This window comes from Pseudomonas sp. S8 (genome assembly GCF_050473925.1).
GTDB lineage: Bacteria > Pseudomonadota > Gammaproteobacteria > Pseudomonadales > Pseudomonadaceae > Aquipseudomonas > Aquipseudomonas parakoreensis.
Genome location: NZ_JBFDVZ010000016.1, coordinates 4,885,417 through 4,908,106, shown reverse-complemented (window position 1 = coordinate 4,908,106; position 22,690 = coordinate 4,885,417). Strand labels below are relative to the sequence as shown.

Annotated in this window: 22 protein-coding genes; 9 read left to right on the top strand and 13 right to left on the bottom strand. The window is 61.3% G+C overall.

The window, feature by feature from the left end; genetic code table 11:
• Positions 1-62: 62 nt before the first annotated feature.
• The 3 genes from AB1J88_RS23230 to AB1J88_RS23220 all read left to right on the top strand — a co-directional run bounded on the left by AB1J88_RS23230 (position 63) and on the right by AB1J88_RS23220 (position 2,126).
• Positions 63-1,187 carry a PepSY-associated TM helix domain-containing protein gene (locus AB1J88_RS23230; protein WP_430292062.1) on the top strand — a complete coding sequence of 375 codons (1,125 nt, stop codon included), beginning with the start codon at positions 63-65 and terminating at the stop codon, positions 1,185-1,187.
• Positions 1,184-1,363, top strand: coding sequence for a hypothetical protein (locus AB1J88_RS23225; RefSeq protein WP_108184017.1), 180 nt, complete (start codon positions 1,184-1,186; stop codon positions 1,361-1,363). The genes AB1J88_RS23230 and AB1J88_RS23225 overlap by 4 nt, the downstream gene beginning before the upstream one ends.
• Positions 1,364-1,496: 133 nt before the next feature.
• A complete protein-coding gene (locus AB1J88_RS23220; RefSeq protein WP_041069936.1) occupies positions 1,497-2,126 on the top strand; it encodes a glutathione S-transferase in 630 nt (209 codons plus the stop codon).
• 205 nt (positions 2,127-2,331) lie between these two features.
• On the opposite strand, the gene creD is transcribed toward AB1J88_RS23220, so the two are convergent.
• The 4 genes from creD to AB1J88_RS23200 all read right to left on the bottom strand — a co-directional run bounded on the left by creD (position 2,332) and on the right by AB1J88_RS23200 (position 6,539).
• Complete coding sequence (creD, locus tag AB1J88_RS23215) at positions 2,332-3,702, bottom strand: cell envelope integrity protein CreD (RefSeq protein ID WP_430292061.1); 1,371 nt, start codon at positions 3,700-3,702, stop codon at positions 2,332-2,334.
• A gap of 166 nt (positions 3,703-3,868) precedes the next feature.
• A complete protein-coding gene (gene creC, locus AB1J88_RS23210) occupies positions 3,869-5,287 on the bottom strand; it encodes a two-component system sensor histidine kinase CreC (protein WP_430292060.1) in 1,419 nt (472 codons plus the stop codon).
• Positions 5,287-5,967 (bottom strand): two-component system response regulator CreB, encoded by a 681-nt coding sequence (gene creB / locus AB1J88_RS23205; RefSeq protein ID WP_430292059.1) that lies wholly within the window; start codon positions 5,965-5,967, stop codon positions 5,287-5,289. The genes creC and creB overlap by 1 nt, the downstream gene beginning before the upstream one ends.
• A 68-nt stretch (positions 5,968-6,035) precedes the next feature.
• The gene (locus tag AB1J88_RS23200; protein WP_041069928.1) at positions 6,036-6,539 is read right to left on the bottom strand and encodes an ATP-dependent zinc protease family protein; all 504 of its coding nucleotides are present in this window, start codon (positions 6,537-6,539) and stop codon (positions 6,036-6,038) included.
• Positions 6,540-6,784: 245 nt separating this feature from the next.
• On the opposite strand from AB1J88_RS23200, the gene AB1J88_RS23195 reads away from it, so the two are divergent.
• Positions 6,785-7,672, top strand: coding sequence for an acyltransferase (locus AB1J88_RS23195; protein ID WP_095695841.1), 888 nt, complete (start codon positions 6,785-6,787; stop codon positions 7,670-7,672).
• Position 7,673: 1 nt separating this feature from the next.
• On the opposite strand, the gene AB1J88_RS23190 is transcribed toward AB1J88_RS23195, so the two are convergent.
• Entirely contained in the window at positions 7,674-8,231 is a 558-nt protein-coding gene (locus AB1J88_RS23190; RefSeq protein WP_041069921.1) for a DUF2780 domain-containing protein, read from the bottom strand.
• Positions 8,232-8,379: 148 nt separating this feature from the next.
• Between AB1J88_RS23190 and AB1J88_RS23185 the strand changes: the two genes are divergently transcribed.
• The 3 genes from AB1J88_RS23185 (at position 8,380) to AB1J88_RS23175 (ending at position 10,205) form a co-directional block, all read left to right on the top strand.
• On the top strand, positions 8,380-9,015 hold the full coding sequence (locus AB1J88_RS23185; RefSeq protein WP_041069918.1) for an RNA polymerase sigma factor: 636 nt from the start codon (positions 8,380-8,382) through the stop codon (positions 9,013-9,015).
• Positions 9,012-9,686: an anti-sigma factor gene (locus AB1J88_RS23180; protein WP_430292058.1), complete on the top strand. Its 675-nt coding sequence runs from the start codon at positions 9,012-9,014 to the stop codon at positions 9,684-9,686. Before AB1J88_RS23185 ends, AB1J88_RS23180 begins: the two co-directional genes overlap by 4 nt.
• A gap of 210 nt (positions 9,687-9,896) precedes the next feature.
• Positions 9,897-10,205, top strand: coding sequence for a hypothetical protein (locus tag AB1J88_RS23175; protein ID WP_430292057.1), 309 nt, complete (start codon positions 9,897-9,899; stop codon positions 10,203-10,205).
• Between the two features lie 54 nt (positions 10,206-10,259).
• Here the strand turns inward: AB1J88_RS23175 and fdhA are convergent, their stop codons facing one another.
• From fdhA to AB1J88_RS23135, 8 genes are all read right to left on the bottom strand, one after another.
• Positions 10,260-11,459: a formaldehyde dehydrogenase, glutathione-independent gene (fdhA, locus tag AB1J88_RS23170; RefSeq protein WP_027610665.1), complete on the bottom strand. Its 1,200-nt coding sequence runs from the start codon at positions 11,457-11,459 to the stop codon at positions 10,260-10,262.
• A 200-nt stretch (positions 11,460-11,659) separates the two neighbouring features.
• Complete coding sequence (gene purU / locus AB1J88_RS23165) at positions 11,660-12,517, bottom strand: formyltetrahydrofolate deformylase (RefSeq protein ID WP_430292056.1); 858 nt, start codon at positions 12,515-12,517, stop codon at positions 11,660-11,662.
• Between the two features lie 222 nt (positions 12,518-12,739).
• Positions 12,740-13,372, bottom strand: a complete 633-nt coding sequence (locus tag AB1J88_RS23160) for a sarcosine oxidase subunit gamma (RefSeq protein ID WP_034155013.1) — start codon at positions 13,370-13,372, stop codon at positions 12,740-12,742.
• A gap of 130 nt (positions 13,373-13,502) precedes the next feature.
• Complete coding sequence (locus AB1J88_RS23155; protein WP_222018005.1) at positions 13,503-16,520, bottom strand: sarcosine oxidase subunit alpha; 3,018 nt, start codon at positions 16,518-16,520, stop codon at positions 13,503-13,505.
• Positions 16,517-16,846 (bottom strand): sarcosine oxidase subunit delta, encoded by a 330-nt coding sequence (locus tag AB1J88_RS23150; protein ID WP_003228964.1) that lies wholly within the window; start codon positions 16,844-16,846, stop codon positions 16,517-16,519. The genes AB1J88_RS23155 and AB1J88_RS23150 overlap by 4 nt, the downstream gene beginning before the upstream one ends.
• Before the next feature lie 14 nt (positions 16,847-16,860).
• Positions 16,861-18,111 carry a sarcosine oxidase subunit beta gene (locus AB1J88_RS23145; protein WP_003206307.1) on the bottom strand — a complete coding sequence of 417 codons (1,251 nt, stop codon included), beginning with the start codon at positions 18,109-18,111 and terminating at the stop codon, positions 16,861-16,863.
• Positions 18,112-18,131: 20 nt separating this feature from the next.
• Positions 18,132-19,385: a serine hydroxymethyltransferase gene (glyA, locus tag AB1J88_RS23140; protein WP_041069902.1), complete on the bottom strand. Its 1,254-nt coding sequence runs from the start codon at positions 19,383-19,385 to the stop codon at positions 18,132-18,134.
• Positions 19,386-19,669: 284 nt separating this feature from the next.
• Positions 19,670-20,380 (bottom strand): TraX family protein, encoded by a 711-nt coding sequence (locus tag AB1J88_RS23135; protein WP_430292055.1) that lies wholly within the window; start codon positions 20,378-20,380, stop codon positions 19,670-19,672.
• A gap of 126 nt (positions 20,381-20,506) precedes the next feature.
• Between AB1J88_RS23135 and AB1J88_RS23130 the strand changes: the two genes are divergently transcribed.
• Complete coding sequence (locus AB1J88_RS23130) at positions 20,507-21,547, top strand: low specificity L-threonine aldolase (RefSeq protein WP_016772826.1); 1,041 nt, start codon at positions 20,507-20,509, stop codon at positions 21,545-21,547.
• Positions 21,548-21,827: 280 nt separating this feature from the next.
• Positions 21,828-22,652, top strand: coding sequence for an SDR family oxidoreductase (locus AB1J88_RS23125; RefSeq protein ID WP_430292054.1), 825 nt, complete (start codon positions 21,828-21,830; stop codon positions 22,650-22,652).
• Positions 22,653-22,690: the final 38 nt, after the last annotated feature.

Below are 22,690 nucleotides of genomic sequence, written 5' to 3'. Positions count from 1 at the left end.
GCTGAAACTCTGTCACCAGGCCGTCCCCCGTGGACGGCTTCGGTGTTTTTGAAGGTCATGAAATGAAAAGTAAAACAATTCGCCGCTGGTCGTTCATCCACACCTGGACCAGCCTGATCTGCACCATGTTTTTGCTGCTGTTGGCACTGACCGGTCTGCCGCTGATTTTCCATCACGAGATCGAGCACCTGCTCGGCGATGCTCCGCAAGTGCGCGAAATGCCCGCCGACACCCCGCGCCTGAACCTGGCGCAACTGGTCGAGGCGGCAGAACAACATCGTCCCGGCGAAGTGGTGCAGTACTTCGGTTTCGAGGACGACGAGCCCAACGCCGTGCTGACGATCATGGCGAAGACCGCCGGTACCGAACCGAACTCTTCGCACACGTTCATGCTCGATGCGCGCACCGGTGAAGCGCTGGAAACCCCGTCGGCCAATGGCGGGCTGATGTTGTTCATCCTGCGCCTGCATGTGGACATGTTCGCCGGCCTGCCGGGCAAGTTGCTGCTGGCATTCATGGGTTTGCTGTTCGTGGTCGCGATTATTTCCGGCACCGTGTTGTACCTGCCGTTCATGCGCCGTTTGCAGTTCGGCACCGTGCGCCAGGACAAGTCCTCCCGGCTGCGCTGGCTCGACCTGCACAACCTGATCGGCGTGGTTACGCTGACCTGGGCGCTGGTGGTCGGTGTCACCGGAGTGATCAGCGCCTGCGCTGATCTGATCATCGCCGCGTGGCGCAATGACTCGCTGACCGCCATGGTCGCGCCGTACCGCGATGCCCCGCCGCTGACCCGACTGGCCCCGGCCACCCGCCTGCTCGACATCGCCCGGGACGTGGCACCGGGGATGAACCCGGACTTCATCGCCTTCCCCGGCACGCGGTTTTCCAGCGAGCATCATTACGCGGTGTTCATGAAGGGCGGCACGCACCTGACCTCGCACCTGCTGACGCCGGTGCTGATCGACGCCGGCACCCTGCAGGTCACCGCCGTGGCCGAGCGCCCGTGGTACATGGACGCCATGGGCCTGTCGCAGCCATTGCACTTCGGTGACTACGGCGGTATGCCGATGAAAATCCTCTGGGCAACCCTCGACGTGCTGACCATCATCGTCCTTGGCAGTGGCGTGTATCTGTGGGTGGTGCGGCGTAAAGCGGCGAAACCGGTGACGGTGGAGGCGGCCGCATGAAGCCGCGTCAGAGCAATTTCTGGAAGGTCTTCAGCACGCCGCTGGTGATTGCGCTGCTGAGTGCGGCGGGGTTGTTTGCGGCGTTGTTGGGCGATGGAATCTGGGATGCGTTGAGCTGGATCGGGCTGGGCGTTCCGGCGTATCTGGCCATTAGAGGTTTGTTGCCGCGAAACTGAACACCTGAAGGAGCTGCGAATGCTGTGATCTTTTGCTCTTGATCCTTTTTTTAATATCAAGATCAAAAGATCGCAGCGTTCCGCAGCTCCTACGGCTAACCTGCTGTTCTTCGATGACCACCGAGGTTTGCCAATGTCCGCCCCCAGCATGACCCTGTTCCACAACACGCTCTCCCCGTTCGTGCGCAAAGTGATGGTGCTGCTGCATGAGACCGGCCAGCAGGATCGCGTCGCTCTGCAAGACTGCGTGCTCAGCCCGGTCAGCCCGGACGCTGCGCTCAACGCCGACAATCCGCTGGGCAAGATCCCGGCCTTGCGTCTGGCCGACGGCAGCGTCATCCATGACAGCCGCGTGATCCTCGAATACCTCGACCAGCAGCATGTCGGCAATCCGCTGATCCCCCGCGACGGCGCGGCCCGCTGGCGCCGTCTGACCCTGGCCTCGCTGGCCGACGGAATCATGGATGCCTCGGTGATGGTGCGTTACGAACTGGTATTGCGCGCCCCGGAAAAACACTGGGACGAATGGCTCGACGCCCAGCGCGAGAAGATCCGCCGTGCCCTGGCCTATCTGGAAAGTGACGCCATCGCCGAGCTGACCAGCCATTTCGACGTGGCCGCCATCAGCGTGGCGTGCGCATTGGGTTACATCGATCTGCGTCATCCGGATCTGGACTGGCGCAGCGCCAATCCACAACTGGCCAACTGGTTCTTTGAAGTGAGTCAGCGACCGTCCATGGTCGCTACCCTGCCCAAGCCTTAAATCGGCGGAACCTGTTCTGGCCTCATCGCTGGCAAGCCAGCTCCCACAATGGATTTGGGTATGACAGAACCCTCTGTTTCAGCACAAATCCTGTGGGAGCTGGCTTGCCAGCGATGGCACCACCTGGGTTGCGGCGGCAGTGCTGCAACAATCAGCGTCACCAAAACCTCCACCTCTCGCTGATCTTCACGCAATCCCAACCCGCTCATTGCATCGCCTCCACATCAAACGCCAGCGGCTTGGCTGGTTTCTGACCGATCCCGTACCAATCGAGTTTGCGCGTTAGCACCATGAACACCCCGAGCAAGCCGAACAGCAACAGCGAACCCATCAGCAGCGCATAGTCCTCGGCGCTCAGCAGGCCATACAGCAGGCCATACAACGCCGCCAATCCCGCAGAAAAACTCAGGCCGTGGCGCACGCTGTGCAGCACGTGACAGACATAAAACCCGATCAACAACACACAACCACTGGCCGACAGCAGATAGGCCAAAGCAAAGCCGATGTGCTCCGACAGCGACAGCAACAACAGGTAGAAGAACGCCAGCGCCACCCCGACCAACGCGTATTGCACCGGGTGCACCGCCAGACTCTTGAGCACCTCGAACAGGAAGAAGCCGGCGAACGTCAGGACAATAAACAACAACGCATATTTGATCGCCCGGTCACTCTTCAGGTACTGATCCACCGGGTCGATGAAACTCACGCCAAAACTGCGCCCGTTGAACGCCTCGCAATCATTGCCCATCACACAGCGATTCATCGCTTCTTGCAGGTTGGTGGAGAAAAACGAGGTCTGCCAATCGGCGCTGAAACCCTGATCATTGATTTCGCGTTTGGCGGGCAGGAAGTTGCCGATGAAGCTGGGGTGCGGCCAGTTCGCCGCCAGGTTGACGCGGCTGGTTTTGCCCACCGGCAACACCTGCAGCGAACCGGTGCCCTGCAGGCGCAGGTCGAAACCGAAGGTCAGCTCCGTGGCGTTACGGGTGTCCAGTGTCGGCAACATGACCCGCACGCCTTCGCCGAGCCAGCCCACCTGGGTGCCAGGCACAAAGTCCAGACGCTGGCCGTCGAGTTCCAGTTTCAGCGCGTTTTCAATGCCGCGAATATCACTGATGCCCACCGCCAGAAACGGCGCGTCGAACTGGTAATCGGCAAAGTCTTCTTTGATGCCTAACTGCGCCGGCAAGGAGAAATGCCCGTTGATGCGATTGTCAGCATGGAACAATCGCGCTTGGTAAATGCCCCGGGCGCGCAGCTCAGTCTGCACCTGGCCGTCGAGCTCGAAGCGTTCCGGCAGAAAGTACAAACGACCGCGTTCCTCGCCGAGCTCTTCATAGCGCTGATTGGTTTTCTCGTTGGTCTTCCAGGTGCGTACCACCTTGCGATACGGCACCACCATCACCGGCCCGCTCAGTTGCTGGCTGTAGCTGGAACTGCGGGCGATGTCTTCGAGCACGCCGTCGCGCAGTTGCTGGCGGTCGTCGATGATGCCGTCAATCATCAGCAGCGGGATCAGCAACAGCAGGATCAACAGGGCAATGGCCCCGAGCTTTATGGTCAAATTTTTGTTCATGGGACTCTCCCTGTTTGGATGGGCAGAGTCTGCTGTTGATGTATGAGGGGAATGTGGGGGGAATATGGAGATTGTGTGGAAAGATCAAAAGATCGCAGCCTTCGGCAGCTCCTTGGGATTGCGTTCCCCTGTAGGAGCTGCCGAAGGCTGCGATCTTTTTAGGGTCTCAAGGCAGGCGCAATGTCACTTCCACACCGCCCTCGACATTGCGAATCTGCATCGACCCACCATGCAACTTCACCACCTCTTCAACAAAGTTCAGCCCCAACCCGGTGCTCTTGCGCCCACTGTCCGGACGCGGCAACGAATAAAACCGCTCACTCAAGCGCGGCAAGGCGTAATCGGGAATCGGGGCAGCTTCGTTGAACACGCGCAACTCGACCTGTTCCCCGACACGTTCGGCACTGAAACGCAGCAACCCGGCGATCGGGGTGAAATCCAGTGCATTGTCCAGCAGATTGCCCAGCGCCTGACGCAGCAGAAACGGCTCGCCGATCAGCAGCAGATCCGGCGCAATGGTCTGCTCGATCGTGAGCCGCCGGCCTTCGATCCGCGCTGCCTGCGCGCGCAATAATTCATCGATCAGCGCCGCCAGCGGCACCGCCACGCGCTCCTCGAGACCCTGGCGCTGTTCCACCTGAGCCAGATTCAACAGGCGCTCGATCAACTGCTGCATCCGCGCGCTTTCACTGTCGATGTTGCCGACAAAGCGCAGGCGCTGAATCGCTGGCATTTCATCCTGCAGCAACTCCGCGGCACCGCGAATGGCCGCCAGCGGACTCTTCAATTCATGGGTCAGCGTGTGCACGTAGCGTTCGACGTAAGCCTTGCCTTCCAGTTGGGTGCGCATCTGCTCCACCGCCGTCGCCAGTTGCTCCAGTTCACCGCCACGGTAATGCGGCACTTCCACCCGGCGCCCTTCACTGACCGCTTTGGCGTAACCGGTCAAACGGTGCAGCGCGCGGCTCAGCCACCACGACAGCAAGGCGCCGAACAGCAGGCCGAGGCCGATCAGCCCGGCGCCGTAAAACAGCAAACGCCGCTCGGTGCGATCGACGTAAGGCTGCAAAGAGCTATTGGGCTTGGCCACGGTGACCACGCCGATGATTTTGCCGTTGTCGCGGATCGGCGCGCCAACGTGCATCACCGACGACGCCGGGTCGTTCGGATCGCTGCGGGTTGAGCGCGCACCGTATGCGCCGCGCAGGGTCAGGTAGACGTCGTTCCAGCGCGAGTAATCCTGCCCGACCGCCACGCCACTGGAATCCAGGACCACGATGCCTTTGGCGTCGGTGACGTAGATGCGATGGTTGACCTGATTTTTCGGCAACCCCCAGATGGTCGCCTGCGGCTGGCGTTCGCCGTAGGCACGCAACAACTCGGGCCAGCGGTTCTCGCTGAGCGTGCCGGCCTTGAAATCATCACGCAAAATCTCCGCCATCAGGTTGGCGGTATCGACCAGGGTTTCTTCGGTGGACTGACGCACACCGGGGCGGATTTCTTCCATCACCGTGTTGAGCACGAAGTAACCGGTCAGGCCGATAAACAGCACATACACTAGAAAAATCCGCAGCCCCAGCGACATCAGCTGTGCCCCGGGCTGTAGCTGTAGCCGAGGCCGCGATGGGTCTGGATCGGCTCGGCATCGGCCCGCACCAGACGCAATTTGGCGCGCACGCTTTTGATGTGGCTGTCGATGCTGCGCTCGTAGCCGGCGTCGGCAGCAATCCCCAGCGCGTCGAGCAGTTGCTCGCGGCTGAACACCCGCTGCGGTTGTTCGAGCAGACACTGCAACAGGCGAAATTCATGGCGGGTCAGGCTCAACGGCTGTCCCCGATAGACGATCTGCACACGCTCGGCATCGATGCGAAACAGCGTCGAGGACGCTTCAACCGCAGGACGCGGCGCCATGCGCTTGAGAATCGCCCGAACCCGCGCCGCCACCTCACGCGGGCTGAACGGCTTGACCACGTAATCGTCGGCGCCGATCTCCAGCCCCACCACCCGGTCGATCTCGGCGTCCCGGGCGCTGAGGAACAGCACCGGCACTTCACTGAAGCGCCGCAGCTGCTTGCAGGTTTCGAAACCGCTGATGTCCGGCAGGCCGATATCGAGAATGATCAAGTCGGCCGGGGTCTGCCGTTGATGCTCCAGCGCCGCGGCGCCAAGGCTCAGCCACGTGGTCGTGAACCCCTCGCCCTGCAGGGCAAAAATCAGCGTGTCGGCAATCGCCGCTTCGTCTTCGACAATCAGGATATGAGGCATGGCGTCCGAGCCCATGGGTTAAGTGCGCGAACGGTGCCCCAAGCCTGACCTTACGTCAATGAGACCACTCAGCAGTCTGGCTTGTCGGCGGTGAAACGCCGCGCCGGGTTCACTGCGGCGCCAAACTCGCGCAAGGCCTTGGCACCGATCAGCAGCGGGTAGTTGAAGTTGCTGCGGTCGGTCAGGTTGACCTCAACGGTACGCTTGACGTTGCCCAGGCACAGTTCCAGATCGACCACCGGGCGTTTGGCGACTTCAGTGCTGTCGCCCTCGTCCTCTTCGTCCGAGCGGCTCTTGATCTTGCTGATCCGCGCGATCTTGTGCTCGTACACTTTGTTGCTGGCGTCCTTGGTGCCGAGGCGGAAGCGCACCCAGTTTTCGCCGTCGCGGGTGAAGGTCTCAATGTCCTTGGCCGACAGCGAGGCGGTCAGCGCGCCAGTGTCCATCTTGGCTTTGAGCACCTCACCACCGATTTCCGGCAGCGCGATGTATTCATAACGCCCGTACAGGGTCGGTTCGGCGGCCATGACCGGCAGGGCGACGAGGGCAAACAGTGCAAGGAGGGATTTCACGTAGAGGGCTTCCTTGGGGAGTTGGGCAACGGGATTTTAGACCGTGGCCTTTGAATTCGTTCGGCTCAATCAGGATCAAAAGATCGCAGCCTTCGGCAGCTCCTACAGCGATCGGGTAGGAGCTGCCGAAGGCTGCGATCTTTTGATCTTAAGGGTTAAAAGGTGAAACATTCGTCACCATCGATTTGGCCTGTCGCCCGAAGCCACTTATCATGGCGCGCCCATCCGCCTTCATAGAGTTGCTTATGCGCCGCCTGCTCACCGGCTGTTTCGTCACCCTGCTGCTATTGCTCAACACCCTGATCCTGATCGGGCCGTTGATGGTCTTTGCCCTGCTCAAACTGATTGCGCCAGGGCGCTGGCGCGATTACGCCTCGTGGGCGGTGATGTGGATTGCCGAGACCTGGGCGGAAATCGACAAACTGATCTTTCGTCTGTGCATCCCCACTCAGTGGGACATTCGCGGCGGCGCAGATCTGCGCGGTGACACCTCGTATCTGGTGGTCAGCAACCACCAGTCGTGGGTCGACATTCCGGCGCTGATCCAGACCCTCAACCGGCGCACGCCGTTCTTCAAGTTCTTCCTCAAGAAAGAGCTGATCTGGGTGCCGTTCCTTGGTCTGGCGTGGTGGGCGCTGGATTACCCGTTCATGAAGCGCTACAGCAAGGCGTTTCTGGCGAAGCATCCGGAGCTGGCGGGCAAGGATCTGGAAATCACCAAACAGGCCTGCGAGCTGTTCAAGCGCCAGCCGGTAACGGTCGTGAATTATCTGGAAGGTACTCGCTACACCGCGGCGAAAAGTGCGCAGCAGCAGTCACCGTTCAAGCATCTGCTCAAACCCAAGGCGGGAGGTGTGGCGTTTGTGCTGGCGGCGATGGGGGAGCAGCTGGATGCATTGCTCGACGTGACCGTGGTTTATCCACAGGAGAACATTCCGGGATTCTGGGATCTGATCAGCGGCAGCGTGCCGCGGGTGATCGTCGACATCCAGACCCGCGAACTCGACCCGGCGCTGTCGCAGGGCGATTACGAGAACGATCCGCAGTTTCGCCAGCAGGTCCAGAACTGGGTCAACCAGCTCTGGACCGAGAAGGATCAGCGCATCAGCGAACTGCGCGGTGAGCGCGGCTGAATCAGCTGCCGCTGCCGGCGCCCCAGATGTTGCCCAGACTGCTCAACAGCGAACCGCCAACACCCTGTTGACCCAGGTATTGCAGGATCACCGGGGCAAACTGGCCAACCATGCCGCTGTCCATGCCCAGCGCACTGAAAGCGTTGTTCAGGTCGCTGGTGGTCTTGACGTTGCCCAGCGCATTTTCCAACCCGGCTGACTTGCCCGACGAGCCCAGCAACCCGCTCAATGCCGCCAGATTGCCGCTACCGCCCGACAGTTTGTCGATGCCCGGCACTTCTTTGGCCAACTGCGAATAATCGGTGCTGCTCAATTGGTTCTTGGCCAGGCCCAACATCGCACTGGTTCCCCCTACAGCTTGCTGGGGCGTGACGTTCAGCGCACTCAAGGCACTCAGCAATCCAGCGGTTTCCGAAGTCGGTGCAGCGGCGGCAGCCTTGTCACCCCCTTGCATACCCGAGACTGCACCGGCGACATCGTTCAAGCTGAAACCGGCAAACACCGGGCTCGCTGCAAGGGTCATCAGTGAAGCCAAGGCCATACCGCGTGAAATCTTCATTCAGACATCCTCTTGCACTGTGGTAACCGCCCGTCTAGGGGCGGCAAAACTGCCGATTTGACCGGGTTTGCGCTGGCATGTTCCTCGCCGACGCATCCATTTTCAGGATAGCCACGTATATAAAACGTGAAACCGTGGATAACCCGAGATGAATGGCACAAGCGCTGTCGCTGAACTAGCCTGTGAACAGCCCGAGCAGCGCCCTCGTCGTCCGCCCATTGCCTGGAGAACCGTCATTTCCACCGCCGACCCCGATCAGTTGCGCCAGTTGTTGGCCCAGTGCTCACTGGGCGATCGGCGTGCATTCGAAACCCTCTACCGCAGCGTCGGCCCGCGCTTGCACGGTGTCGCCTTGCGTTTCATGGGCCGGGCAGATCTGGCCGAGGACGTGCTGCAGGAAAGCTTCGTGCGCATCTGGAACAACGCCTCGCGCTACGAAGCCCATTTGTCGGCGCCGCTGACCTGGATGATCAACATCACTCGCCACCAGGCCATCGACCAGTTACGCAAACAGCGTGACCGGCCGCTGACCGACTTCGAACAGGCCACCCTGCCGGACGAAGGCCCTTCGGCCCACGACCTGTTGAACAGCAGCCGCGAAGCCAGCGCGTTGCACCGTTGCCTCGACACACTCGACGGCATGCAGCGCCAGTCGATCAGCGTCGCCTACTTTCAGGGCCTGTCCTGCTCGGAACTCGCCGAACACCTGGCCGCGCCGCTGGGTTCGGTGAAATCGTGGATTCGCCGTGGCATGGAACGTCTGCGCAGGTGCCTTGAATCATGAACTACCAGACCCCTGCCCTGCGCCGCGCCCTCGCTGCCGATTACGCCATCGGCCTGATGTCGTCGGCGGCGCGTCGGCGCTTTGAACAACTGCTGCTGGACGATGCAGCACTGCGCACAGAACTCGCTCACTGGCAGGAAAGCCTTGCCAGCCTGACCGACGCGGTTCCAGAGCAACCGGTGCCGGATCGGGTGTGGCAAGGCATCACTGCGCGCATCGAACCGCAAGTACTGCACGTCCCGGAAAAACGTCCGTTCTGGAACTGGCTGCGGGTCACTGCCGCGCTGTGTTCGATCGTGGTGCTGGTGTTCCTCGGTTCCCTGTACAACCGCGACGACGCCCGCTACCGCGCCACCCTGCTGAGCGCCGACGCGCAACCGGCGCTGAAGGTCGAGGCGCATGCGGACTATCTGCAGGTCGAACCGCTGACATTGGCGGCAGTCGGGCCAGATCGCAGCCTGGAACTGTGGGCGATACCCGCCGATGGCAAGCCGATTTCGCTGGGGGTGATTCCTGCAGGCGGCAAAGGCAAGGTTGAACTGAGCGCGGCGCAGAAAGCCTTGATCGGCCAGCCGATTGCGCTGGCGGTGAGTCTGGAGCCGAAAGGTGGTTCGCCGAGCGGACAGCCGACCGGGCCGGTGCTTTACCAAGGCGCTTTGGCAGCCCTCTGATTGCAAAAATCAAAAAATCGCAGCCTTCGGCAGCTCCTACATCGATCCCTGTAGGAGCTGGCGAAGGCTGCGATCTTTTAGGCCCGTTGGTTGCGCGTCAGGCTAATCGATATTTCAAAACGATCCATGAACCTGTCAGATCTGACAGTAGGCGTTACTAATCATGCACGCGATCATTGCGGCTCCCATTTATGTAACGGAGTACAAATGATGAAGCTGACAATTGCCACGGGCATCGTAATCAGCCTGGCCATGATGAGCACCGCTTACGCAGCCACTTGCCCGACGGTGTCGATCACTCACTCTCAAGACGCTGAAGATCTCACCTTTACCTCAGCACGCCTTAAAGACAAAGACACAGCCGATTCGGTTGTCATCTGCCGATATGAAGGCAAGAACGATATGGGTGCGTCTTCGGGCCTGCGGCTCGGCGTTCCGGTAAAAGCCACCGGAAGCAATTGGAAAGGTGAAGATTGTGCAACCGCTGACGGCGATGCCAGCAAGTGCGCATTTAAATAGTTTGGTTACTCAAAAAAGGCAACCCATCGGGTTGCCTATTCCTATGCGTAAAACTTACGCCGCACTGAACAACCGATGCGGATCGATCACAAACTTCTTCGGCACACCGGCATCGAACTCGCCGTAACCTTCCGGCGCCTGGTCGAGGCTGATGACTTGCACACCCACCACTTCGGCGATGTTGATGCGGTCCCACATGATCGCCTGCATCAGCTGGCGGTTGTATTTCATCACCGGGGTCTGGCCGGTGTGGAAGCTGTGGGATTTGGCCCAGCCCAGACCGAAGCGGATGCTCAGGCTGCCCATTTTTGCGGCGGCGTCCACGGCACCCGGATCTTCGGTCACGTACAGGCCCGGAATACCGATCTTGCCCGCCACGCGCACCACGCCCATCAGCGAGTTGAGCACGGTGGCCGGCGCTTCGGCTTTCACCCCGTCATGCCCGTGGCCGCGGGCTTCGAAGCCCACGCAGTCCACCGCGCAATCGACTTCCGGTTCGCCCAGCAGTGCGGCGATCTGCTCGTGCAGCGGCGTGTCCTTGGACAGGTCGACCACTTCAAAACCCTGAGCCTTGGCGTGCGCCAGGCGGATGGTGTTGACGTCGCCGATGATCACCACCGCCGCGCCCAGCAAGCGCGCCGAGGCCGCAGCGGCCAGACCGACCGGGCCGGCGCCCGCGATGTACACGGTGCTGCCCGGGCCAACGCCCGCCGTCACCGCACCGTGATAGCCGGTCGGCAGAATGTCGGAGAGACAGGTCAGGTCGCGGATTTTCTCCATGGCCTTGTCGCGATCCGGCAGTTTCAGCAGGTTGAAGTCGGCGTACGGCACCAGCACGTATTCAGCCTGGCCGCCGGTCCAGTCGCCCATGTCGACATAACCGTAAGCACCGCCGGCGCGGGCCGGGTTGACGGTCAGGCAGACGCCGGTGTGTTGCTCCTTGCAGGAACGGCAGCGCCCGCAAGCCACGTTGAACGGTACGGAGACCAGGTCGCCGATTTTCAGGTTCTCGACGTCGGAACCCTTCTCGATCACTTCGCCAGTGATTTCATGGCCCAGCACCAGACCGGTCTGCGCCGTGGTCCGGCCGCGCACCATGTGCTGGTCGGAGCCACAAATGTTGGTGGACACCACACGCAGGATCACCCCGTGCTCGATCTTCCTGCCACGCGGGTCCTGCATTTTCGGATAGTCGATTTTCTGTACTTCGACCTTGCCAGCGCCGAGATACACCACACCACGATTGCCAGACATGCTTTCACCTCGCTGTTGTTTTTATGGAACCGCGTTGCCCAGGCAGGCAGCGCGTTAAGTGCTCGGGTACAGATGCTGATTGTTGTGTTGCCTGTTATGGCCTCATCGCTGGCAAGCCAGCTCCCACAGGTTTCGGGTGGAACTCAAAAATTGTGTACGACACAAATCCCTGTGGGAGCTGGCTTGCCAGCGATGGCGATCTAAAGAACAACGGTTCTGTTGGCGTTCAAAAACACCCTTCTTTCGATGTGATAACCCACGGCCCGGGCCAAAGTCAGGCCCTCGATATCACGCCCCTTGGCGATCAAATCTTCCGGGTAATGACTGTGATCCACCGCCTCGACACCCTGGGCGATGATCGGCCCTTCATCGAGGTCGTTGTTGATGTAGTGCGCCGTGGCGCCGACCAGTTTCACGCCCTTGTTGTAGGCCTGGTGATAGGGTTTGGCACCCTTGAACCCCGGCAGCAACGAGTGATGGATGTTGATCGCCTTGCCATCGAGCTTGCGGCACAACTCCGGTGACAGCACCTGCATGTAGCGGGCGAGGATCACCAGTTCGGCGCCGGACTCTTCGATCACCTGCCACACCTGACGCTCCTGCGCCGGCTTGTCGTTGGGGTCGAGGGGGAAATGGTAGTAGGGAATCTGGTGCCAGTCGGCCAGCGGCTTGAGATCCGGGTGGTTGGACACCACCGCCGCCACGTCCATCGACAACTGGCCGATGCGCTGGCGGTAGAGCAAATCGTTGAGGCAGTGATCGGCCTTGGAGACCATGATCACCACTTTCGGCCGGTAGTTCGGCGCAGTCAGCTCGAAGACCATGCCAAACGCCTGACCACGCTCGGCGAGGCCGGCGCGGAAGGACTGCTCGTCGAAACCCTCGGGCTGACGGAATTCCACACGAATGAAGAAGCGGCCCGAGAGCCGGTCATCGAACGAATGGTGCTCGGTGACGTAGCAACCCTGCTCGAACAGAAAACGCGTCACCGCGTCCACCGTGCCGAGCACGCTGGGGCAGTCGGCGGTCAGAATCCATGTGTCTGGGGCGCGGCTCATGGTGCGGTGACTCCTGTTTCAACATCTGTGAGCAGAGTGAACTCTGTACTGGGCTGACCTACACTGAACTGCTTTTGTGGTGAGGGGATTCATCCCCGATCGGCTGCGAAGCAGTCGCAAAACCTATGTATACGATCTACCTGATAAACGCGGTGGCTGGTCTGGGGCGGCTTCGCCGCCCATCGGGAATGAATCCCCTCACCACAAAGCAGTCACAACAGGTCAGGCCTGAACGCTGAGGCCGTACTCGGCCGAAGCATCCTGCAACCACAACCACCAGTAATCCGAGAAGCTGCGGCGGATCAGCAGTTCCCAGGTATCTTCGGCGGTGTGGCGAATCATCAGCTGCGACTTGGCGAACACCGTGCCCACCGCTTTGCCGACCGGGAAGTTGTTCGGGTGCACGTCGTAGCTGGTGGATTTCATCAGCACCTGACGCACGTTCGGCCCGCTCAGTTCGAGCACTTGCTGGCCGCCGCTGACGTTGACGATCGCGATGTGCAGGTCGCCCAGCGCTTCGCGCAGTTTCTGTTCGGCGGCGAATTCTTCACCGCTTGGCACGATCAGCAGCCACTCGTCCGGGCCCATCCATTGCAGGCTGGTTTCGCCTTTGACGATGACGCTCAGGGCGCCCGGCAACTCAATGCCGAGGGCCTTGTGCACGCCAGCGGCGAAGGCTGCATCGTGGCCATCGCCACGAATGGTCAGGTGACCGAGGAGTTTCTTTTCACGCACGATGACGCCGGCGTTCTTGCGGCCCTTGCCGACCAGGCTGGCGAGGTCGGCATGGTGCAGCGACGACTCGGCACGGGCCCCGGTGGTCGGGCGTTGTTGGTACACGTTGGCTGTGGTCATAAAGCACCTTTGCTGAATTCATCATCCCGGTGGGAGCGGGCTTGCCCGCGATGGCGATTTGTCAGTCGCAGATGTGTAACCTGGTCTGACGCCATCGCGGGCAAGCCACGCTCCCACAGGTTCTGTGGTGTTAGATATTCTGCCGATCCCCCTTCGGATCGAAGAACACCGAAGAAACGATCTCTGCCTCGATCACGCTGCCATCGGCCAGCGGTGCAAACACCCGCTCGCCCATGCGCTTCAGACCGCCCTTGACCACACCCATGGCAAACGAATAGCCGAGGGAGTTGTGCGCGTAGCTGGAGGTCACGTGGCCGACCATGGTCATCGGGATCGCCTGCTTGGTGTTGAACACCAGTTGCGCACCTTCCGGCAGCCAGACGTTCGGGTCGATCGGCTTCAGACCCACCAGTTGTTTGCGCTGATCACGCACGCAGTCTTCGCGATTCATGCCGCGCTGGCCGATCCACGAGAACGGTTTGGTGCGACCGACGCACCAGCCCATGTTCAGGTCGTCCGGGGTCATCGAGCCGTCGGTGTCCTGACCGACGATGATGAAACCCTTCTCGGCCCGCAGGACGTGCATGGTCTCGGTGCCGTACGGGGTCAGGTTGTACTGTTTGCCGGCCTCGACGATTTTCTCCAGCACGCCCATCGCGTAGTCGGCCTGGACGTTGACTTCGTACGACAGTTCACCGGTGAACGAGATGCGGAACACCCGCGCCGGCACACCGCCGACCAGACCCTCTTTCCAGGTCATGAACGGGAACGCTTCGTTGGCCAGGTCGATGTCGGTCACGGCACTGAGCAGCTTGCGGCTGTTCGGGCCGGACAGGGTCATGGTCGCCCAGTGGTCGGTGACCGAGGTGAAGTACACCTTCATCTCCGGCCATTCGGTCTGGTGGTACAGCTCCAGCCATTGCAGCACGCGCGCGGCGCCGCCCGTGGTGGTGGTCATGACGAAATGGTTGTCGGCCAGGCAGGCCGTCACGCCGTCGTCGAAGACCATGCCGTCTTCTTTGCACATCAGGCCGTAACGCGCCTTGCCCACGTCGAGCTTGGTCCAGGCGTTGGTGTACACGCGGTTGAGGAACTCGCGGGCATCCGGGCCTTGAATGTCGATCTTGCCCAGGGTCGAGGCGTCGAGCAGGCCGACGCTGTCGCGCACGGCTTTGCATTCGCGCTTCACCGCCGCGTGCATGTCTTCGCCGTTCTTCGGGAAGTACCATGGACGTTTCCACTGGCCGACGTCTTCGAACTCGGCGCCGTTTTTCAGGTGCCATTGATGCAACGCGGTGTAGCGTACCGGCTCGAAGATGTGCCCACAGTGACGACCGGCCACGGCGCCGAACGTTACCGGCGTGTAGTTCGGGCGGAACATCGTGGTGCCCATCTGCGGGATGGTCACGTTCAGCGAGCGGGCAGCGATGGCCAGGCCGTTGACGTTGCCGAGCTTGCCCTGATCGGTGCCGAAACCCAGCGCGGTGTAGCGTTTGACGTGTTCGACCGACTCGAAACCTTCGCGGGTCGCCAGTTCGATGGCGGCGGCGGTGACGTCGTTCTGCAGGTCGACGAATTGCTTCGGCGCCCGCGAAGTACCCTTCTCGTGCGGCACCTGGAACAGCGCCAGGGTCGCTTCTTCGAGACGGCTCAGCGCTTTTGGCAGCGTGCCTTCGACCACCGCAAAACCGGCTTCACTGGCAGCGCGTGCGCCACCTTCGAAACCATCGGCCAGCGAATCTCCGAGGCCGTAAACACCGTTGATGCCGCCGACACACACACGTTTCTGCGGTGCTTCGCCCGGTACGAAACCGAGGATGTCTTCGCGCCAGATCGGCTTGCCACCGAGGTGCGAAGCCAGGTGCACCACCGGGCTGTAACCGCCGGAACTGGCGATCACGTCGCAGTCGAGCCATTCGCCCGGGCTGGTCACGGTGTGCGCTTTGACGTCAATTGCGGCAACGCGGGCAGCGGTGACGCGCTTGCTGCCACGGGCCTCGATCACGGCGCTGCCGGTGAGGATGCGAATGCCTTTGGCGCGGGCTTCTTCCACCAGCGCACCACGCGGATTGCTCCGTGCATCGGCGATGGCCACCACTTGCAGGCTGGCGTCGAGCCAGTCCAGCGCCACGCGGTAGGCGTGATCGTTGTTGGTGGTCAGCACCAGCTTCTTGCCCGGTGCCACACCGTAACGGCGCACGTAAGTCGAGACCGCACCGGCGAGCATGTTGCCCGGCACGTCGTTGTTGCCGTAGACCAGCGGACGCTCGTGGGCGCCGGTCGCCAGCACCACACGCTTGGCGCGAACACGGTGAATGCGCTGACGCACCTGACCGATTGGCGCGCGGTCGCCGAGGTGATCGGTGAGGCGTTCGTGAATGGTCAGGAAATTGTGGTCGTGGTAACCGTTGACCGTGGCGCGCGGCAACAGCAGCACGTCCGGAGTGTTTTTCAATTCAGCGATAACGCTGGCCACCCACTCGATCGCCGGTTTGCCATCGAGGCTTTCGCGAGAATCGAGCAGGCTGCCGCCGAACTCTTCCTGCTCATCGGCGAGAATCACCCGCGCACCACTGCGCGCAGCCGCCAGGGCAGCCGCCAGACCGGCAGGGCCGGCGCCGACGATCAGCACGTCGCAGTGCTGGTTCATGTAGTCGTAGGTGTCCGGATCGACTTCGGTCGGCGAACGGCCCAGACCGGCAGCCTTGCGAATGTACTTCTCGTAGGTCATCCAGAACGATTGCGGGTACATGAAGGTTTTGTAGTAGAAACCCGGCGGCATCAGCTTGCCGCCGACCTTGCCGAGAATGCCCATCATGTCGTTGTTGACGCTCGGCCAGCCGTTGGTGCTGGTGGCGACCAGGCCTTGGTACAGCGCCTGTTGCGTGGCGCGCACGTTGGGAATCTGCGTGGCTTCGGTGGCACCGATCTGCAGCACGGCGTTCGGCTCTTCGGCACCGGCGGCGAAGATCCCGCGAGGACGCGAATACTTGAAGCTGCGGCCGATGATGTCGACGCCGTTGGCGATCAGTGCCGAGGCCAGGGAGTCGCCCTCGAAGCCTTTGTAGCTCTGACCGTTGAAGGTGAAGCTCAGCACTTTATTGCGGTCGATCCGTCCACCGTTGGACAGGCGATTGGTCTGGCTCATACCTTCTCTCCCAGCGCCGTCGTGGCTGTTTTTGCCGTATCAGCCTTGTCGGTGAATTGCGGCTTGGTGCCGATCTTGTAGGTTTCGAGAATCTCGTAGGTCACGGTGTCGCGAGTGACGTTGAAGTACTGGCGGCAACCGGCGACGTGATCCCACAACTCGTGGTGCAGACCACGCGGGTTGTCGCGGAAGAACATGTAGTCGCCCCACTCTTCATCGGTGCAGGCGTTCGGATCCAGCGGACGCGGAATATGCGCCTGACCGGATGCGTGGAATTCCTCTTCGGAGCGCAGTTCGCCGCAGTGAGGACAGAAGATATGCAACATGGGAATTTCTCCTGTTAGTGGGCGACGGCAGCAGCGCCGTGTTCGTCGATGAGTGCGCCGTTGTGGAAACGGTCGATGGAGAACGGTGCCGCCAATGGGTGCATTTCACCCTTGGCCAGACTCGCGGCAAACACGTTGCCCGAGCCAGGTGTGGCTTTGAAGCCGCCGGTGCCCCAACCGCAGTTGAAGAACATGTTCGGTACCGGGGTTTTCGAAATGATCGGGCAAGCGTCCGGCGTGGTGTCGACGATGCCGCCCCACTGGCGGTTCATGCGCACCCGCGACAGCACCGGGAACATCTCGACGATGGCCTGGATGGTGTGCTCGATCACCGGGTACGAACCGCGCTGGCCATAGCCGTTGTAGCCGTCGATACCGGCGCCGATCACCAGGTCGCCCTTGTCGGACTGGCTGATGTAGCCGTGCACGGCGTTGGACATGATCACGCTGTCGATAATCGGCTTGATCGGCTCGGACACCAGTGCCTGCAGCGGGTGAGATTCGATCGGCAGACGGAAACCGGCGAGCTTGGCCATGTGTCCGGAGTTACCGGCGGTGACCACGCCGACGCGTTTGGCGCCGATGAAACCCTTATTGGTTTCAACGCCGATGCACACGCCGTTTTCCTTGCGGAAACCGATGACTTCGGTCTGCTGGATCAGATCCACGCCCAAGGCGTCGGCGGCACGGGCAAAGCCCCAGGCCACGGCATCGTGACGAGCGACGCCACCACGACGCTGCACGGTCGCGCCCATCACCGGGTAGCGGGTGTTTTTCGAGCAGTCGAGGTACGGAATCTCGTCGGCCACTTGCTTGGCGTTGAGCAGTTCGCCGTCGACGCCATTGAGGCGGTTGGCGCTGACCCGACGCTCGGAATCACGGATGTCCTGCAGGGTGTGGCACAGGTTGTAGACGCCACGCTGGGAGAACATCACGTTGTAGTTCAGATCCTGCGACAGACCTTCCCACAGTTTCATCGCGTGTTCGTACAGGTGTGCCGACTCGTCCCACAGGTAGTTGGAACGCACGATGGTGGTGTTGCGCGCGGTGTTGCCGCCGCCCAGCCAGCCCTTCTCGACCACGGCCACGTTGGTGATGCCGTGCTCTTTCGCCAGGTAGTAGGCGGTCGCCAGACCGTGCCCGCCACCGCCGACGATGACCACGTCGTAGACCTTCTTCGGCGTCGGCGTGCGCCACATGCGCTGCCAGTTCTCGTGGTGGCTGAGGGAGTGTTTGAAGAGGCCGAAGCCCGAATAGCGTTGCATAGTCATTTACTCCAAACCGCTCAGCGATAAACCGGGTAGTCGGCGCACAGTGCCGCGACGTTCTTGGCCACATTCGCTTCAACGTCGGCGTCACCGAGGTTGTCGAGGATGTCGCAGATCCAGCCGGCCAGCGCTTCGCACTGCGCGACCTTGAAGCCACGCGTGGTGACGGCCGGGGTGCCGATGCGCAGGCCCGAGGTCACGAACGGCGACTGTGGGTCGTTCGGCACGGCGTTCTTGTTGACGGTGATGTGCGCGCGGCCAAGGGCGGCGTCAGCATCTTTGCCGGTCAGGCCCTGACGGATCAGGCTGACCAGGAACAGGTGGTTGTCGGTACCGCCGGACACTACATCGTAGCCACGTTTGATAAACACGCTGGCCATGGCCTTGGCGTTGTCGATCACTTGTTGCTGATAGGCCTTGAAGCCGGGCTCCAGCGCTTCCTTGAAGCACACCGCCTTACCGGCGATGACGTGCATCAGCGGGCCGCCCTGGGCGCCGGGGAATACCGCGGCGTTGAGCTTTTTCTCGATCTCTTCGTTGGACTTGGCCAGGATCAGCCCGCCACGTGGACCGCGCAGGGTCTTGTGGGTGGTGGTGGTGACCACGTCGGCGTACGGCAGCGGATTCGGGTACAGGCCAGCAGCGACCAGACCGGCAACGTGGGCCATGTCGACGAACAGCAGCGCACCCACCTTGTCGGCGATCTGGCGGAAGCGCGGGAAGTCCAGCGTCTTCGAATAAGCAGAGAAACCGGCAACGATCATCTTCGGCTTGCACTCGACGGCCAGACGCTCGACTTCGTCGTAATCGATCAGCCCGGTGTCGGTGTTGATCCCGTACTGCACCGCGTTGTAGAGCTTGCCCGAGGACGAGACTTTCGCGCCGTGGGTCAGGTGACCGCCATGAGCGAGGCTCATACCGAGAATGGTGTCGCCCGGCTGGATCAGTGCCAGATACACGGCGCTGTTGGCCGAGGAACCGGAGTGCGGCTGGACGTTGGCGTAATCGGCGCCGAACAGTTGCTTGGCGCGTTCGATCGCCAATGCTTCGACTTTATCCACATGCTCGCAGCCACCGTAGTAGCGCTTGCCCGGATAACCTTCGGCGTATTTGTTGGTCAGGCCGCTGCCTTGCGCTTGCATCACGCGTTTGCTGGTGTAGTTCTCCGACGCGATCAGCTCGATGTGATCTTCCTGACGTTGCTCCTCGGCATTCATCGCCGCCAGCAGTGCATCGTCGTAACCCTGGATCTGGTCTTGCTTGCTGAACATCGCGTCTCTCCCAGCGGCGTCGGTGCGCCATTTCGTCTTGGTCAGGCACGCGGCTTGCGGAGGTGCCCTTTGATGCGATGGTATGGCCGGCGCAGACAGCCCAGATGCCTACGGACGCCACACAAAGGTGCGTTTACGACATGGCTCGAAATGGTCTTGCCAGACTCGATCTCGAAAACACTGAAGAACCCTGTGGGAGCTGGCTTGCCAGCGATGGCGATAGCACATCTGGTATTGATGACGGCTGACCCACCGCTATCGCTGGCAAGCCAGCTCCCACACGGTTATGCGGCGACTTCGCGGATAAGTAGCAGCAAGAGGAAATGTGCAGGATAGAGGGCGTAGCCCCAGCGCCGCATCGGTGGCGGCTGGAGATGTCGCGCGTGTCGCAACAGGAACACCCCGAGCATTGGCGCAAACAGACACGCCGCGATACCAAACACCGCCACGTAGTTGCCGAACTCCGCCGCCTCATACAGCACCCGCCACTGATTGCCCGCCAGACACACCAGCCCCGGCAGCAGGCCGAAATACCAGGGGCGACGGATCACCCACAGCAGCGCCAGCGGCAACAGCACGCCAAATATGCCGAACATCAGCCACTGCGAAAACAGCGCCGTCAGCAGCAAGGCGCCCGCGCCCAAAAGCCGCGACAACACCGTACGATCCTGCCAGCCCCGCACCACCAGCAACCCCAGCGCCAGAGTGGGCATCACGTTCAAGGTGTCGGGATCGGGAATGTACAAGCGGTAAGGAATCTCGCTGACCAGACTGAACAGCAGCAACCAGCCCAGATAGCGCCACTCGGTCTTCTGCGCACCGGCCCGGGCCAGGTTCGCCGCCATCGCCAGACAGAACCACGGGAATGCCAGGCGTCCCGGCACATACAGCCAATCGGCGCTGATCCCGACATATCGCAGGTGATCGAGCAGCATGCTCAGCAGCGCCAGCCACTTGAGCAGATCCAGCGCGCCGTCGCGTTTAGTCACGTGCATAATCGGGTAACAAACTGGTAATTTCCTGACAGTGACATCCCGTGTGCTCCCCGGAAGATCTTCGGTAAAGTGCGCACCCTCATTGACCACGAGCCTTCACAAGAGTCTCGACCACGGAAGCCGGCCATGACCGACAAGAGCCAACAATTCGCCAGCGACAACTACTCCGGTATCTGCCCCGAAGCTTGGGCCGCCATGGAACAGGCCAACCACGGCCACCAGCGCGCTTATGGCGACGATGAATGGACCGCACGCGCGGCCGACCATTTCCGCAAGCTGTTCGAAACCGACTGCGAGGTGTTCTTCGCCTTCAACGGCACCGCCGCCAACTCGCTGGCGCTGTCGTCGCTGTGCCAGAGTTACCACAGCGTGATCTGCTCGGAAACCGCCCACGTCGAAACCGACGAATGCGGCGCGCCGGAATTCTTCTCCAACGGCTCGAAACTGCTGATCGCCGGCACCGAAAACGGCAAGATCACCCCGCAGTCGATCCGTGAAGTCGCGCTCAAGCGCCAGGACATCCACTACCCGAAACCGCGCGTCGTGACCCTGACTCAGGCCACTGAAGTCGGCAGCGTCTACACCCCGGAAGAAGTCCGCGCCATCAGCGCCACCTGCAAGGAACTGGGCTTGCACCTGCACATGGACGGCGCGCGTTTCTCCAACGCCTGCGCGTTCCTCGGCTGCTCGCCAGCCGACCTGACCTGGAAAGCAGGTGTCGATGTGCTGTGCTTCGGCGGCACCAAAAACGGCATGGCGGTGGGTGAGGCAATCCTGTTCTTCAACCACAAACTGGCCGAAGACTTCGATTACCGCTGCAAACAGGCTGGGCAACTGGCGTCGAAAATGCGTTTCCTGTCGGCACCGTGGGTCGGCATCCTCGAAAACGACGCCTGGCTCAAATACGCCCGCCACGCCAACCACTGCGCGCAACTGCTGGCCGAGCTGGTCAGCGACATCCCGGGTGTGGAACTGATGTTCCCGGTGCAGGCCAACGGCGTGTTCCTGCAACTCTCGGAACCGGCCATCGCCGCGCTGACCGCCAAGAACTGGCGCTTCTACACCTTCATCGGCAAGGGCGGCGCGCGTTTCATGTGCTCGTGGGACACCGAAGAAGAACGCGTGCGCGAACTGGCGCGCGATATCCGCGAAGTGATGTCCGCCTGATTCCTTGGCAAATGAACGCCTGGATGAGGGGATCTCCGGTAATGAGTTGATCCCCTGTGGCGAGGGGATTCATCCCCGATCGGCTGCGCAGCAGTCGTGAATCCTGAGATAGCGGTCTTACTGGTAGATCGCGTTCATAGGTTTTGGGGCTGCTGCGCAACCCATCGGGGATAAATCCCCTCACCACAAGTCATCACCGCCCATCCCTATCGCGACAGCTGCTTGGTCTACATTGTCTGTCGAGCCCTCCGCTCACATAACAACAAGCAGGAGCATCGGCATGTCGCTACAAGGCAAAACCCTGTTCATCACCGGCGCCAGCCGTGGCATCGGGCGTGAGATTGCGCTGCGGGCCGCGAAGGACGGGGCCAATATCGTGATTGCGGCCAAAAGCGCCGAAGCCCACCCCAAACTGCCCGGCACAATCCACAGTGTTGCCGCAGAAGTCGAAGCCGCTGGCGGCAAGGCGTTGGCGCTGCAACTGGACGTGCGTGATGAAGACGCGGTGCGCCGTGCGCTGGCTCAGGCCAACGCGCATTTCGGTGGCATCGATGCGCTGGTGAACAATGCCGGGGCGATCAAGTTGACCGGTGTGCAACACATCGAACTCAAGCGGTTCGACCTGATGCACCAGATCAACACCCGCGCCGTGTTGCTGTGCAGCCAGGCCGCCCTGCCCTATCTGAAGAAATCCGCCGGGCACATCCTCAACCTGTCGCCGCCGCTGAATCTGGCGAGCAAATGGTTCGCCCAGTACAGCCCCTACACCGTGACCAAGTACGGCATGAGCATGCTGACGGTGGGCATGAGCGAGGAATTCGCCAGTTACGGCATCAGCGTCAATTCGCTGTGGCCACAGACGATGATTGCCACGGCGGCGATCGAGTTTCAGCTGGGGAACCGCGAGTCGTTCAAGCATGCGCGCCTGCCTTCGATCATGGCGGATGCGGCGCATGTGATTCTGAATAGCAGCCAGCGGCAGATCACTGGACGACTGCTGATCGACGAAGAAATTTTGCGTGAGCACGGCGTGACTGAATTCGATCACTACCGATTCGAACCGGACAGTAATGCAACCCTGATGCCTGACTTGTTCGTGGATTGAATCCCCCTGTAGGAGCTGCCGAAGGCTGCGATCTTTTG

Excerpts from the sequence above, each read along its gene's own strand:
- AB1J88_RS23155 (WP_222018005.1), bottom strand. The coding sequence starts at position 16,520 with ATGAGCCAGACCAATCGCCTGTCCAACGGTGGACGGATCGACCGCAAT.
- AB1J88_RS23145 (WP_003206307.1), bottom strand. The coding sequence starts at position 18,111 with ATGCAACGCTATTCGGGCTTCGGCCTCTTCAAACACTCCCTCAGCCAC.
- creB (WP_430292059.1), bottom strand. The coding sequence starts at position 5,967 with ATGCCTCATATCCTGATTGTCGAAGACGAAGCGGCGATTGCCGACACG.
- creC (WP_430292060.1), bottom strand. The coding sequence starts at position 5,287 with ATGTCGCTGGGGCTGCGGATTTTTCTAGTGTATGTGCTGTTTATCGGC.
- AB1J88_RS23180 (WP_430292058.1), top strand. The coding sequence starts at position 9,012 with ATGAACTACCAGACCCCTGCCCTGCGCCGCGCCCTCGCTGCCGATTAC.
- AB1J88_RS23185 (WP_041069918.1), top strand. The coding sequence starts at position 8,380 with ATGAATGGCACAAGCGCTGTCGCTGAACTAGCCTGTGAACAGCCCGAG.
- AB1J88_RS23220 (WP_041069936.1), top strand. The coding sequence starts at position 1,497 with ATGTCCGCCCCCAGCATGACCCTGTTCCACAACACGCTCTCCCCGTTC.
- purU (WP_430292056.1), bottom strand. The coding sequence starts at position 12,517 with ATGAGCCGCGCCCCAGACACATGGATTCTGACCGCCGACTGCCCCAGC.
- AB1J88_RS23150 (WP_003228964.1), bottom strand. The coding sequence starts at position 16,846 with ATGTTGCATATCTTCTGTCCTCACTGCGGCGAACTGCGCTCCGAAGAG.
- AB1J88_RS23130 (WP_016772826.1), top strand. The coding sequence starts at position 20,507 with ATGACCGACAAGAGCCAACAATTCGCCAGCGACAACTACTCCGGTATC.
- AB1J88_RS23230 (WP_430292062.1), top strand. The coding sequence starts at position 63 with ATGAAAAGTAAAACAATTCGCCGCTGGTCGTTCATCCACACCTGGACC.
- AB1J88_RS23175 (WP_430292057.1), top strand. The coding sequence starts at position 9,897 with ATGAAGCTGACAATTGCCACGGGCATCGTAATCAGCCTGGCCATGATG.
- fdhA (WP_027610665.1), bottom strand. The coding sequence starts at position 11,459 with ATGTCTGGCAATCGTGGTGTGGTGTATCTCGGCGCTGGCAAGGTCGAA.
- AB1J88_RS23160 (WP_034155013.1), bottom strand. The coding sequence starts at position 13,372 with ATGACCACAGCCAACGTGTACCAACAACGCCCGACCACCGGGGCCCGT.
- AB1J88_RS23125 (WP_430292054.1), top strand. The coding sequence starts at position 21,828 with ATGTCGCTACAAGGCAAAACCCTGTTCATCACCGGCGCCAGCCGTGGC.
- creD (WP_430292061.1), bottom strand. The coding sequence starts at position 3,702 with ATGAACAAAAATTTGACCATAAAGCTCGGGGCCATTGCCCTGTTGATC.
- AB1J88_RS23225 (WP_108184017.1), top strand. The coding sequence starts at position 1,184 with ATGAAGCCGCGTCAGAGCAATTTCTGGAAGGTCTTCAGCACGCCGCTG.
- glyA (WP_041069902.1), bottom strand. The coding sequence starts at position 19,385 with ATGTTCAGCAAGCAAGACCAGATCCAGGGTTACGACGATGCACTGCTG.
- AB1J88_RS23190 (WP_041069921.1), bottom strand. The coding sequence starts at position 8,231 with ATGAAGATTTCACGCGGTATGGCCTTGGCTTCACTGATGACCCTTGCA.
- AB1J88_RS23135 (WP_430292055.1), bottom strand. The coding sequence starts at position 20,380 with ATGCACGTGACTAAACGCGACGGCGCGCTGGATCTGCTCAAGTGGCTG.
- AB1J88_RS23195 (WP_095695841.1), top strand. The coding sequence starts at position 6,785 with ATGCGCCGCCTGCTCACCGGCTGTTTCGTCACCCTGCTGCTATTGCTC.